Source organism: Embleya sp. NBC_00896, from assembly GCF_045207785.1.
Classification (GTDB): domain Bacteria; phylum Actinomycetota; class Actinomycetes; order Streptomycetales; family Streptomycetaceae; genus Embleya.
This window is the reverse complement of record NZ_CP108777.1, coordinates 2,397,604-2,409,819: the sequence shown is the minus strand read 5'-3', so window position 1 is coordinate 2,409,819 and position 12,216 is coordinate 2,397,604. Positions and strand designations below refer to the sequence as shown.

The window sequence follows — 12,216 nt, the reverse complement described above, 5'->3', positions numbered from 1 at the left end:
ACGCTATCGGCGCTGCCGGCTGTCGGCTACCCCTCATAACTTCGGCGACGGCCATCCGATAGCGCGCCACCAGCTCGCGTTCATTAGGAAAGAGGTTTCGTGAGCGACGACGAGAAGTCCCGCCTCGGCGAGTTCAGCGCACGGCTGGAGAGCGACGACATCGATGTCGTCCGGGGGGCTCTGGACGACTACCAGTCGGCACAGGCGGACACCAGGTGGGGCGTGGACAACCCCTACTGGCCGCTGGACAACGAAGTGCTCTTCGCCGCCCGAGACCTCCTCGGGCAACCTCCGTCCGGCTACAGCCACGCGAGCGCTCTCACCGTGATGTGGCATCTCGCCGAGGAGGAGGACGCGGACTTGATCGCCGACGCCCTCGAAGGCGCCCCGGACGCCGGGGTGCGGGAGATGGCGCTTGCGGCGGCCGGCACCGCCCTCGCGGAAGGCGAGGAACCGAACCGGCGGCTGCTGGCCCTGATCACCGCCATGGTGCTGGACGAGGGCCTCGATGTGCAGGATCGCAAGGACGCCATGCGCGCCTTGGACGATCTCGATCTCCCGGAGGTCGAGGACCTCCTCGTCCGTGTCAGTGAGTCGTCCGAACTGGAACTCCAGGTGTACGCGGCGGGTTGTCTCGCGACGCCCCTACGGCTCCGCGTCCACCGCGACCGCGTCAGGCAGCTCGCAAAGTCCTGGCCGGAGGACGCCGGTTGGGAGGCCGAGCACATTCGTCGCGAAGCGCTCGAGGGCTTCCACAGCACCTACTGGAAAGACACCGAGCCGGACCATCCGGTACTCCGGAAGGCCCATGACGAGTTGAGGTTCCCGCTCGGCGACGAGGGATGCCTGCAAGCATTCGCCACCCTGCTCCGTAGCGAGGACCCGGTCGCCGTGGGCATCGCGCTCGACCATTACGAGTCCTCGGAGGGGCTGCGTCACGTCCTTGAGGACGAGGAACGTGTCGATGCCTACCTGCCCGAGGTGCTGGCCCGCGCTCGTGAGGTGCTCCGGCGGCCGATGTCCCCCGCCGAGGTGAGCGCCCTGAACATGATCGGGAAGCGGCACGCCGAGCCCGGCGACGCCGAACTCCTGCTGGACGTTCTCGCCCGCACGGACTCGGACGCGGTGCGCAGCAAGGCCATCTGGATGGCCTACGGCGTGCTCGACGAGGCCGAGGTGAAGGACGAGAGGCTTGTCGCCGCCCTGGGGGACCTGATCTTCGACCCGTCCGTCGGCTTCTACATCACGAAGGAGACGGCGATCCGCGTCCTGGCCGACAGCCTCGGCGCCGACGCGGACGACGTTCTGCTCCGGGCGCTCCGCGAGGGTGAGCCGAAGGTGCAGGCCCACGTGTCCTATTACCTGGTCCGGACGGGAGGCCTGGATCGGCACCGCGCCGTCCTGGAGGAGGTCGCCGAGAGCTGGGACGACCGGCCGCCCCAGCACCCCTGGGGCCGGAACCCCATCGAGCTGATCTTCGGCAAGCCGCACAGCGTCCACTGGGAAGGACACCGACTGGCGGACCCGGACCTGTATCGCGCCCACAAAAGGCTGAGGGCTCCCACGGTGGACGAGTCGTATCATCAGGCGCTTCGCACGCTGCTCGAAAGCGACGACCAGGCGGCCGTGGGCATCGCCCTCGACCACTGGTGGAGCCCCGACGGCGCCGTGAAGCGGGGCGGCGAGGAAGCACGTGAACCGGAGAGGGCACTCGTCCTGGACCACATCCGGGAGATGCTGCGGCAGCCTCCCTCACCGGCCGAGCTCAGCCCCACGTACGGGCCCGAGGCCAAGCACCTCACCGCACTGTCGGCGCTGGACGTCGTGGCAGCGGAGGAACCGTCCCTGGTGGCCGAGGTCGTGGAGGCCGCCGCGAGCGATCACGTTCGCGAGCGGGCCCTCGATGCGGTGGCAGCGGTGTTCGGGGACGCGGAGGAGGCCGACCGACGGCTCGTCGAGGCGCTTGGGAATGTCGCCTGTGACGAGAACGTGCCGTTGAACGACCGCCTCAGGGCACTGGAACTGCTGGACGAGTCTCCGGGGACCAACTCCGTGGACGCGCTCGTCCGGGCGACGCGCTGCCCCGAGGTGGAGGTTCAAGCCGCTGCGGCATGGGGGCTGATGTGGGAAGAGATCATCGAGGACCATCGCGCCATGCTTGCGGAACTGAGCGCGAACTGGCCCGTGGAGGACGCCCCGTGGGAGGTCACGCGGGCGCGGAACACGCTCGACGCCGCCAAGGAGTGAGGCGGGCCGCGCGCGGTGCGGGTGACGCCGACATGTTCGGCGCCGCCGTCACCCGCCGGCGAAGCGGGGCATCCGAACGGACACCGGCTCAACAGATGCGCGGCAACTGCTCCCCCATCGGCAGGTCCACGACTCGCGTACCGCCCAGACCGGTGCGGGCCACCACCATGCCCGGATGGGCCTCCACGCACTGCCCGATCACGGCGGCCCCGGCGCCCAGCGGGTGTGCGCGCATCGCGGCCAGGACCGCGTCGGCATGCTCTTTGCCGACGAAGGCCACCAACTTGCCCTCGTTCGCGACATACATCGGGTCCAGACCGAGGATCGCGCACGCGTTGGCCACCTGGTCGGGGATCGGAACGGCGCGCTCCTCGACGACCACGCCGACACCGGCCGCCACGGCGATCTCGTTGAGCGCCGCCGCGAGTCCGCCCCGGGTGGGGTCGCGCAGTACGTGCAGGTCGGGCGTCACCGCGAGCATCGCCTCGACGAGCCCGCCCAGCGCGGCGCAGTCGCTCTCGATCTCGACACCGAACTCGAGGCCCTCGCGCATGCTCATGACGGCCACGCCGTGCACTCCGATATCGCCGCTGACGATCACCACGTCGCCCGGCGTCGCCCGCTGCGGTCGCAGATCCACACCGGCCGGGATCAGACCGATTCCGGCCGTATTGATGTAGATGCCGTCCCCGTGGCCGGTCTCGACGACCTTCGTGTCGCCGGTCACCACCTCGACACCCGCAGCGCGAGCCGCGTCCCCGAGTGCCTGGGCCACCCGAGCGACCACGGACATCTCCACGCCTTCTTCGAGGATGAACCCGCAGGACAGGTATGCCGCCCGCGCACCGCTCATGGCGAGGTCGTTGACGGTGCCGTTGACCGCGAGGTCCCCGATGCTGCCGCCGGGGAAGAACAGCGGGCGGACGACGAACGAATCGGTCGAGAAGGCCAGCCGGGCGCCACCGAGCGTGACGGCGGCCGAGTCGCCGAGCGTGGCCAGGGTTCGGCCGCCGAAAGCCGGGGCGAAGATGTGCTCCACGAGCTCGGCCGACATCGCCCCACCGCCGCCGTGCCCGAGCACGATCCTCCGGTGATCGCGCAGCGGGACGGGGCAACTCCAGTCGGCGAAGTCCGGCGTGGGACGCGAATCGGGCACTGCGTCGCGGACCGGGTCGATCGTGAGGTCAGACAACGGAACTCGCTTTCCGGGGTGCGGTCGTAGCGTCGAGCCGGCGGTAGAGGTAATAGGCGGCGCAGGCGCCCTCGCTGGAGACCATGGTGGCGCCGAGCGGATTGCGCGGGGTGCACGTGGTGCCGAACGCCTCGCACTGGTTCGGCTTCAGCAGGCCCTGCAACACCTCGCCGCTTCGACACGCGGAGGGTTCGCGCGTGGTGATGTCGGTGACCTCGAAGCGATACTCGGCGTCGTGATCGCGGTAGCGCGGTGAGAGCCGCCACCCGCTCGCGGGAATGACGCCGATACCGCGCCACGCACGATCGGTCACCTCGAAAACGTCGTCCAACATCGCCTTGGCCGTCGGGTTGCCCTCGGCGCGAACCGCCCGGGGATACGCGTTCTCGACCGTGTACTCGCCGCGCTCCAGTTGGCCGACCGTGCGGCGGATGCCCTCCAGGATGTCCAGCGGCTCGAATCCCGTGACCACGATGGGTACCTTGTAGCGCTCGGCCAGTTCGGGATATTCGTCGACGCCCATGACGCTGCACACGTGACCGGCGGCGAGGAAACCCTGCACCCGGCAGTCCGGCGAGCGCATGATGGCCTCGATGGCCGGGGGCACCCGGACATGCGAGACCAGCAGACTGAAGTTTCGGATCCCGAGCTTCTTCGCCTGATGGACCGCCATCGCGTTCGGCGGGGCGGTGGTCTCGAAGCCGATGCCGAAGAACACCACCTCGCGCCCGGGGTTCTCCCGCGCGATCCGCAGCGCGTCGAGCGGCGAATACACCACACGCACGTCGCCGCCCTCGCCGCGGACGCGAAACAGGTCGCGGTCGGTGCCGGGCACCCGCAGCATGTCCCCGAAAGAGCAGAAGATCACCTCGGGGCGCGACGCGATCTCCAACGCCTTGTCGATCACCTCCAGCGGGGTCACACAGACGGGGCAGCCGGGACCGTGAATCAACTCGACCTCGGGCGGCAGGAGTTGGTCGATCCCGTGCCGGATGATCGTGTGTGTCTGCCCGCCGCACACCTCCATGAGCGCCCACGGCCGGGTCACGGTGGCGCGGATGTCCTCAAGGAGTCGTCGGGCCGTCTCCGGGTTGCGGAACTCCTCCAGATACTTCACTTCGCGGCCTCCATCGGCGTGTCGCCGGCCATCGTCCCGGGCGCGCCGGGCGCACCCCCGACCCCGGGCGCACCCCCCGCCCCGGGCGCACCCCCGAGCGCCTCCCACGGGTCGCCGAACTCCTCTTGCAACAGCCCGAGTTCGTCGAACAGCGCGAGGGTCTTGCGGGCCGACTCCTCATCCAGTCGTTGCAGCGCGAAACCCACGTGCACGATGGCGTACTCGCCCACGCGCAGGTCCGGCAGGTACTCCAGGCACACGTCCTTGATCACGCCGCCGAAGTCGACGACGGCCATCCGGGTACCGTCTCGTTCCTCGATCCGCATCACTTTTCCGGGTACCGCCAGGCACATCGGATTCTCCTCGTTCGGTGACCGCTCGGATCCGTCGTCTCCCGCACTCAGCCGACGGGGTCGCGGCCCGGGTGTGGGACGCGCGCGGCCACCATCAATTGGCCGAGCGCGAGACCTCCGTCGTTCGGCGGGACGCGCCGGTGCCGCAGTACCGTGAATCCCGCCTCGCGCAATTCCCGCGCGCAGGCCGACGACAGCAGCGCGTTGGCGAAAACGCCGCCCGTCAACGCGACCGTCTGCTCCGCGTACAGTTCGCGCGCACGCACGCACACGTCGACGACGAGCCGAACCAGCGCGCCGTGGAATGCGGCGGCGAGCGCCTCCGGTGTGGTCCCCGCGCGCAGATCCGCCACGGCGGCCTCGAGGAGCGGGCCCGGCTCCGCGACCAACATCGCCCCCTCCGCCCGCGCGTCGGCCGATCGCAGCCCGAACGCGTAGCGGGGGAAAGGGTGCCCCGCGTCGTGCCGGGTCGCGGCGGCCTCGAGTTCGAGCGCCGCCTGCGCCTCGTAGCCGGCTCGGTGACACACACCGATCAGCGACGAATACGCGTCGAAGAGTCGCCCCATGCTCGACGTCGGGACACAGTTGAGGTCGCGTTCGAGCTGACGCGCGAGCAATCGGCGCTCGTCCGACGGGCAGGCGACCACGCACGGCAGGTCCTTCGCCCACGGGATACCCGCGTCGTACAAGTGGGCCAGTGCCATCCGGTAAGGGCGCGCCACCGCCGCGTCGCCACCGGCCAGCGGTACCTGGCCAAGACGCGCGAAGCGCCGGTAACCGTCGTAGTCGGCCAACAGGAACTCGCCGCCCCACACCGTGCCGTCGTCGCCGTAGCCGGTGCCGTCGAACGCCACCCCGATCACCGGCCTGCCGCCGTCCAGTCCGTGTTCGGCCATGACCGCGGCGATGTGCGCGTGGTGGTGCTGTACCCGCAGAAGCGGCCGCCCCGCCGCGCCGTTCCGCGCCCAGGAGGCCGAGCGGTAGCCGGGATGGCGATCCGCGACGAGCACCTCGGGCCGCACGCCCGTAATCGTCTCCATGTGCTCCACCGCCTTGCCGAACGCGTCCAGCGTGGCCAAGTCGTCCATGTCGCCGATGTGCCCGGACAACCAGGCGTGTCGGCCCTCGGCCACGGCGAACGTGTTCTTGAGATCTCCGCCCACCGCCAACACCGCCCGAACCGGCACCGGCAGCGGAATGGGCAGCGGCGCGTACCCGCGGGAGCGACGCAGCGGCACGGGTTCGCCGTCGAGCACGCGTACGACGGAGTCGTCACACGGCACCCGGATCGGCCGGTCGTGCGCCAGCCACGCGTCGGCCAGTCCGGCCAGCCGCGTCAACGCCTCCTCGTCGTCGATGGCGATGGGTTCGCCGGCCACGTTCCCACTCGTCATCACGAGCAGGCGTGGGCCGGGCGGATCACCCGGGAGCCCGAAGAGGAGGTGGTGCAGCGGTGTGTACGGGAGCATGACGCCGAGGTCCGGAGCACCCGGGGCGACGGTGTCGGCCGGCGTGCAAACACCGCGGCGGCGCAGCAGGACGATCGGTCGCGCGGGATCGGTCAACAGTGCGCGTTCCCGCGGGCCGACCCGGGCGTGCGGTTCGATGTCGGCAAGCGACCGCGCCATCAGCGCGAACGGCTTGTCGCCTCGGGCCTTGCGGCGACGCAGGCGCGCCACGGCGGCCGCGTCGGCGGCGTCACACGCGAGGTGGTATCCGCCGATGCCCTTGACCGCCAGGACCGCCCCGTCGGCCAGCATCCGACGGGCCACCGCGACGGCGTCCGGACCGGTGGCGCGCACGCCGTCCCCGGGGACGATCACAGCGAGTCGGGGGCCGCACGCGTGGCAGGCGATGGGCTGGGCGTGAAAACGCCGGTCGGCCGGGTCGGCGTACTCGCGAGCGCAGTCCGGGCACATCGGGAAGCGGGCCATGGTCGTGCCCGCGCGGTCGTAGGGCAGGGCGGTGACGATGGTGAAGCGCGGGCCGCAGTTGGTGCACGTGATGAAGGGATGGCGGTAGCGACGATTCGCGGGGTCGGCGAGCTCCGTGAGGCAGTCCGCGCAGGTGGCCACGTCCGGTGGGATGAGCGTGCGACCACCGCCCTGGCGGGAGGCCACGATGGCGAATCCGGTGCCCCCGACGCTCGTCATGCCCTCGTGCGCCACGGACTGCACGTCGGCCAGTGGCGGTGCTTCGGTACCGACTCGCCGACAGAAGTCCGCGACCGCGTCCGGGTGTCCCTCGACCTCCGCGAGCACCCCCGCGCCGGTGTTCGTGACGTGGCCGGTGAGCCCGAGCTCGGTGGCGAGCGTGAAGACGAACGGCCGAAAGCCCACTCCCTGGACGAGGCCGCGCACGGCGACCCGACATCGCCGAGTCGTGGCGATATCGGGGGATGTCGTCAAGGCGTCTCCCCGGACAAGGCGTGGACATGCGCGGGGCCGTGGTCGTGGCCGTCGTGGCCGTCGTGGCCGTGGCCGTGGCCGTGGCTGTGCCCTCCGTGGGAGTGCTGTCGTGACATCACCGGCTGATGCGTGCTCCCACCCCCCAGAACGTCGACCGCCCGATCAAGGAGCGTGCCCGCCCCCAGGCCGCTCCGGGCGGATGTGAGCACGACCTCCACGCCGGGGTTGACCTGTTCGACATTGGCCCGAAAGGCGGCCTCGTCGAACTCCACGGCCTCGGCGATGTCGACCTTGGTGACTACGACCAGGTTCGCGAGCCCGAACGCGGTGGGGTACTTCAGCGGCTTGTCCTCGCCTTCGGTGACCGAGGCCAACACGACCCGCAGGGCTTCCCCGAGATCGTAGGAGGCGGGACAGACCAGATTTCCGACGTTCTCCACGAAAAGCAGCCGAGTGCCGTCGGGCAGCCAGCCGGCCAGGTGTCGCCGAAGCATCGACGCCTCCAGATGGCACAGCCCATCGGTGAGGATCTGTTTGACCGGCACACCGGCGCGGGCCAGCCGCGTCGCGTCGTTCTCGGTGGCCAGGTCGGCAGTCAACGCGGCGACCGGCAGGCCGCGTTGCCGGGCGAGGCCCAGCTCCGCCTCCAGGAGGGCGGTCTTCCCACTCCCGGGACTGGACAGCAGGTTGACGGCGACGGTGCCACGCTCGGCCAGCTCGGCCCGCAGGTCCCGCGCGCCCTCGTCGTTCCTGGCGAGCACGGCCTGCCGAAGATCGACGACTCGGCACATGGGTTCAGCCTTCCTGGTGGGCGCGAGCACGGGAGGGGGCGGGCGGGTCGGCGTGGGCGTCGGCCCCTCGGTGACCGTCGGCGCACGCCGAACCGTCGGCCCAACGAACGTCGAGGATGCGCAACTCGCGTCCGGCGAGCAGGTCGACGCCCGCGCCGCGGCCGCACCGGGAGCAGCACAGATCGGGCGGCATGCCTACGGCCCACTCCGTGGCGCACGGGATACATCGCGCACGGGCCGGCACCGGCTCGACGATCAGCTCCGCGCCCTCCGACACCGTGCCGGCGCACGCCAACTCGAAGCAGAAGGCCAGGGCTTCGGGAACGACACCGGCGAGTTCGCCGACTTGGAGCCGGACGGTCAGGACGGCATGCGCGCCGCCCGCCCGGGCCCTCGACTCGATCTGATCGACGACGGCCGCCGCGATCGACATCTCGTGCATGGGCCTCCTGACCGCGCGTGGTCGCCGCATCGGACACGTACATCCGCCCGGCGGGTCCGTCCGGCTCCATTACAGGCCGTGGTGACCGCGCAGGCGGGTCGCCGCGCCGTCACCACGTGTCGGTCTACCTCGTTCGCCGCAGTGCCCGGTCACCGTTCGCCGTCGGCGGTCACATCCGGCGGATGCGCAGGTAGCGCTCGATGTCCGGCAGGCTTTGCACGGTGAGGACGGCCAGACCGGCAAGGGCGACTGCGCCCAGGCCGCGGATCAGGATGTTTCGCACGCTGAAGCCTCTTTCTTCTCATCGGGCCTTGTGTCTTCTGTGTCTTCACCGGTTTCGGACGCACCGGCTGCCGGCGAGGCATCGTCCCGGGTCGGGTTCGACGCCACTTGGGGCACCGCGTCGTGGGCTTCGTCGGGTGACGAGCCGCGGGTCTCGCTGTGCAGCACCCGCAGGATCAGGTCGACCGCCTCGTCGACGGCCTCGGCCACGGGTGGGCTGAGCCCGATGCCCTCGTCGAGCGAGGCCGGTTCGCAGCCGACCACCAGTACCCGTCGCGGTGGGGTGCCACCGGTGCCCGCGCTCAGCGTGCCGAGCAGGGCCAGCACGGCGTCCGGCCCCATGCGGTGACCGTCGAGTAGGGCGGATCCGGGCTCGACCGCTCCCGGTGTCGCCGCCTCGATCAGGTACACGGTCCCCGGCTCGCCGCCGCGCGCGGTGGCGTCCACCAATACCAACGTCCGGTAGCCCTCCAGAAGTTGGTAGGCCAGGTGGACACCGCGTACACCGAAGTCCACCACCTCGACGCGGGCGGGCAGTGTGTGGCCCGCGAGCCGGCGGACGGTCTCCACCCCGAATCCGTCGTCCCCCAGGAAGATGTTGCCGACGCCGGCGACCAGTACGTGACCGGCGCCGCCGCCCTGTCCTCCGGCGCTCACATCTCCTCCAGGGGAGTGATCTCGTCGGGCTGGAAGTACAGGAACCGGCCCTGTTCGCGGCGCAGGTCCGCGCCGGGATCGCCGTCCACGGTGACCGCCAGGTGCACGAGACCGTCGACGTCGTGCAACACCGCCTCGACTCGGGCGGCCCGCCCGTGGAGGAACAGGTCCTGGGCGTCGGTGCGGCGCGGGCCGGGTTTGAGCAGGACACGGCTGCCCGCGCCGAGCGATCGGCCCTCGACCACGACCCGGTCGCGGGCCGGGTCGAAACCGGCGTCGCTCGCCGGATCCCACCACGGTGTGTCGGGCGGTGCCGGGGTCAGGCCGGCCGCGACCGCCATCGCGGCCGGTTCGGCGTCCGGGCGCAGCGTCCGGACCGCGCCGTGCAGGCGCTCCCATACCTCCGGCGGAAGCGAGTCCGCCAGGTCGATCACGGCGCCGGCCCGGGCATCGGTACCCCGGGCCTCGCGCTTTTCCTCGTCGGTGAGGGCCGCGGTACGCAGGGCCAGGATCTCGTCGATCTCCGTGCCGTCGTACAGCGCGCCCGGGCTCTCGGGAGCCACCATCGGATGGTCTTCCAGAATGATCGGGGAGGAGAGCACGACGTCGGTGCGACCCGATTCCCCGGCGAGCACGGGCCACGTGTGCAGGTTGCGGCAGCTCGCGACGGCGCCCTTGGCCCACTCGGGCGGATCCGTCATCGACACGAACGCCCCGCCGTCGAGGCCGAGCAGCACGTGTGCCGAGATCAGCGAGTGCGCCAGGGCGGTGTCCCGGTCCGCGCCCGGAGGCGGCTCCCAGTCGCTGGTGTTCTCCACCTCGACGATGAGCCGGGCACACGCGTACGGTCCGGGGACCTCGCCGGACCGAACCCGGACGACGCCCTCGACGCGCCGCCGCGTGCGCACCAGGCGGCCGACCACCCGATCGTCCTGGCATACCGGTTCGATCTCCCGGCGCACGTCGCGGGAGAACGGAAACACGACGCCGTCACCCGCCAACGCGTCGACGGGAACCACGAGTTCGACGCGCTCCTCGATACCCTCGTCCCAGGGAACCAGTACCCGCTCCGGCAGGGCGAGCGTGTCGACCGGCTCGAACACGTCCTCCCCCAGGGCTTGTTCCACCAGGCGTCGCTCCACGTGCAGGAAACGCACCTCGACCGAGAGGGACGCCCCGCGGCGCGGCTCCATCAGGCATTCGGTGCGTTGGGAACAGTGCTCGGCGCTGTCGGTGCCCCAGGAGGGCGGGACGAGCACGCCGAACTGCCACCGCATTCTGTTCTTGGCGGCCGACGCCCGGTACGGGTAGAGGACGTAGCCCTCGAACAGGACGGCGTCGGCGATCTGGCGGGCCGCGGCGAACCGGGACTCCACCGCCGGGGTGAAGGTGGTCGTGGTCATCGGGGCGTCCCCTCGGCGGTGAGGCGGCTCGAGGCGCGAACCGAGGGTGTCGGCGCGGGCGCCGCCGTGTCGAGCAGCGCCCGCACGGTCGCCTCCCAGGAGGCGAGCCCGTGCCGCGTGCGGAAGGCGAGCAGGTCGTCCATGCTGTCGCGGGGCAACCGGATCCACCCGCAGCCCGGGAAGTGCTGCTCGATCATCTCCTGCCACACGGTGACGGGCATGCGGACGTTCGCCTCCCGGTCCCACGGCACCGGCTCGACACGGAAACCGCCGGCGCCGGCGAAGAGCGTCCCGGAGAACAGCAGCAGGAGGGGCACCTCTCCGCTGCGCAGCGCGTGGAAGTAGCGGCCGGTGGCGATGTCCATGTCGTAGGTGCAGGGGACGGGCATGTCCACCTCGGTCGTCCCGGTGAAGCCGGGAACGGTGATCGACACCTGCGCGAACTGCATCGGGTTCATGCTGTCGGCCCAGCGCGAACGCTCGCCGAACAGGACGTCGAGCCGGTCGGCCTCGGGCGTGTCGTATCGGCGCCGGGCCGGCTCGATGCGCAGTTGACAGCGCAGCGCGAGGGCGTGCACGCGGGCGTCGTCGGCGGCGGTGATCCGGAGCCGAAACACCAGTGTCGGGCCCGCCGCGTATCGGTCGGCGCGCACGTCGACGCACGCGAAACTCAGCTCGGTCACGGCCGTTCGTCCTTTCGCGGGGTACGGGCCCGCTCCCTGACGTGGGCGAAGAACGCCTCGAGGTCGGCGCGGGCCTCGGCCCCGCCGTCGAAGCCCTGCCAGTGCAGGCGCATCCGGCCGACCAGTTCGTAGCAGATGTCGATCGGCACGAGGAAACACTCGGTGCCCTCCGCCGAGCGGTGTACCAAGAGGGCTTCGATATCGGCCCTGAGCGAGGCCGCGAGGTGGCTTTCGCCCAGTGCCTCCTGCCACGTTCGAGGATCCAGCTCACTCTCGGTCGCGCCTGCGGGGCTGGGGTACAGCGCGACCAGGCGATCGAGTGCGGCGTTGCGAAAGAAGAACGCGGTGCCGACCGGGATCTGCAGTGTTTCCCACACGCCGTCGTCGAGACAGTGGTCGGGATCGGCCAGGTAGCGATCGGGCACGGTGCGAAACCGGCCCCCGGCGGCGCCGGGTCGATCGAACAACATCGCGCAGCCCTGGCAGGCGCAGGCCAGGACGCGAACCTCGGTGTCCACGAGGTGGCGGTGGCCTTCCGCCAGTGCCTGTCCACAGAGTTCGCACCGCTCGCTCCGTGGGGGCGCGGGTTCCCGAAATCTGCGCAGCCCGGTCGTCGCGAGCCGCTCGGGCGCGGTGTGCAT

At 70.9% G+C, this 12,216-nt stretch carries 12 protein-coding genes; 1 reads left to right on the top strand and 11 read right to left on the bottom strand.

Annotated elements, in window-relative coordinates; all coding sequences use genetic code 11:
* Positions 1-99 precede the first annotated feature (99 nt).
* A complete protein-coding gene (locus tag OG928_RS44100; RefSeq protein ID WP_331767652.1) occupies positions 100-2,247 on the top strand; it encodes a hypothetical protein in 2,148 nt (715 codons plus the stop codon).
* 88 nt (positions 2,248-2,335) lie between these two features.
* Here OG928_RS44100 and hypE read toward each other — a convergent pair whose 3' ends face one another.
* From hypE to OG928_RS44045, 11 genes are all read right to left on the bottom strand, one after another.
* Positions 2,336-3,439 (bottom strand): hydrogenase expression/formation protein HypE, encoded by a 1,104-nt coding sequence (hypE, locus tag OG928_RS44095; protein ID WP_406291841.1) that lies wholly within the window; start codon positions 3,437-3,439, stop codon positions 2,336-2,338.
* On the bottom strand, positions 3,432-4,556 hold the full coding sequence (gene hypD, locus OG928_RS44090; RefSeq protein WP_331767651.1) for a hydrogenase formation protein HypD: 1,125 nt from the start codon (positions 4,554-4,556) through the stop codon (positions 3,432-3,434). The genes hypE and hypD overlap by 8 nt, the downstream gene beginning before the upstream one ends.
* Positions 4,553-4,909, bottom strand: coding sequence for a HypC/HybG/HupF family hydrogenase formation chaperone (locus tag OG928_RS44085; RefSeq protein WP_331767650.1), 357 nt, complete (start codon positions 4,907-4,909; stop codon positions 4,553-4,555). The genes hypD and OG928_RS44085 overlap by 4 nt, the downstream gene beginning before the upstream one ends.
* A gap of 47 nt (positions 4,910-4,956) precedes the next feature.
* Positions 4,957-7,317 carry a carbamoyltransferase HypF gene (hypF, locus tag OG928_RS44080; RefSeq protein WP_331767649.1) on the bottom strand — a complete coding sequence of 787 codons (2,361 nt, stop codon included), beginning with the start codon at positions 7,315-7,317 and terminating at the stop codon, positions 4,957-4,959.
* Positions 7,314-8,108, bottom strand: a complete 795-nt coding sequence (gene hypB, locus OG928_RS44075; protein WP_331767648.1) for a hydrogenase nickel incorporation protein HypB — start codon at positions 8,106-8,108, stop codon at positions 7,314-7,316. Before hypB ends, hypF begins: the two co-directional genes overlap by 4 nt.
* A gap of 4 nt (positions 8,109-8,112) precedes the next feature.
* Positions 8,113-8,550 carry a hydrogenase maturation nickel metallochaperone HypA gene (locus tag OG928_RS44070; protein WP_331767647.1) on the bottom strand — a complete coding sequence of 146 codons (438 nt, stop codon included), beginning with the start codon at positions 8,548-8,550 and terminating at the stop codon, positions 8,113-8,115.
* 169 nt (positions 8,551-8,719) lie between these two features.
* On the bottom strand, positions 8,720-8,833 hold the full coding sequence (locus OG928_RS44065) for a DUF6893 family small protein (protein WP_406291838.1): 114 nt from the start codon (positions 8,831-8,833) through the stop codon (positions 8,720-8,722).
* Positions 8,818-9,489, bottom strand: a complete 672-nt coding sequence (locus OG928_RS44060) for a hydrogenase maturation protease (protein ID WP_331767646.1) — start codon at positions 9,487-9,489, stop codon at positions 8,818-8,820. The genes OG928_RS44065 and OG928_RS44060 overlap by 16 nt, the downstream gene beginning before the upstream one ends.
* Positions 9,486-10,892, bottom strand: a complete 1,407-nt coding sequence (locus OG928_RS44055; RefSeq protein WP_331767645.1) for a hypothetical protein — start codon at positions 10,890-10,892, stop codon at positions 9,486-9,488. The genes OG928_RS44060 and OG928_RS44055 overlap by 4 nt, the downstream gene beginning before the upstream one ends.
* Positions 10,889-11,575: a DUF6084 family protein gene (locus tag OG928_RS44050; protein ID WP_331767644.1), complete on the bottom strand. Its 687-nt coding sequence runs from the start codon at positions 11,573-11,575 to the stop codon at positions 10,889-10,891. The genes OG928_RS44055 and OG928_RS44050 overlap by 4 nt, the downstream gene beginning before the upstream one ends.
* Positions 11,572-12,216 carry a DUF5947 family protein gene (locus OG928_RS44045; RefSeq protein WP_331768327.1) on the bottom strand — a complete coding sequence of 215 codons (645 nt, stop codon included), beginning with the start codon at positions 12,214-12,216 and terminating at the stop codon, positions 11,572-11,574. The genes OG928_RS44050 and OG928_RS44045 overlap by 4 nt, the downstream gene beginning before the upstream one ends.

Coding starts and splice junctions, on each gene's coding strand:
- OG928_RS44085 (WP_331767650.1), bottom strand. CDS start 4,909: ATGTGCCTGGCGGTACCCGGAAAAGTGATGCGGATCGAGGAACGAGAC.
- hypB (WP_331767648.1), bottom strand. CDS start 8,108: ATGTGCCGAGTCGTCGATCTTCGGCAGGCCGTGCTCGCCAGGAACGAC.
- OG928_RS44070 (WP_331767647.1), bottom strand. CDS start 8,550: ATGCACGAGATGTCGATCGCGGCGGCCGTCGTCGATCAGATCGAGTCG.
- OG928_RS44055 (WP_331767645.1), bottom strand. CDS start 10,892: ATGACCACGACCACCTTCACCCCGGCGGTGGAGTCCCGGTTCGCCGCG.
- OG928_RS44045 (WP_331768327.1), bottom strand. CDS start 12,216: ATGCACACCGCGCCCGAGCGGCTCGCGACGACCGGGCTGCGCAGATTT.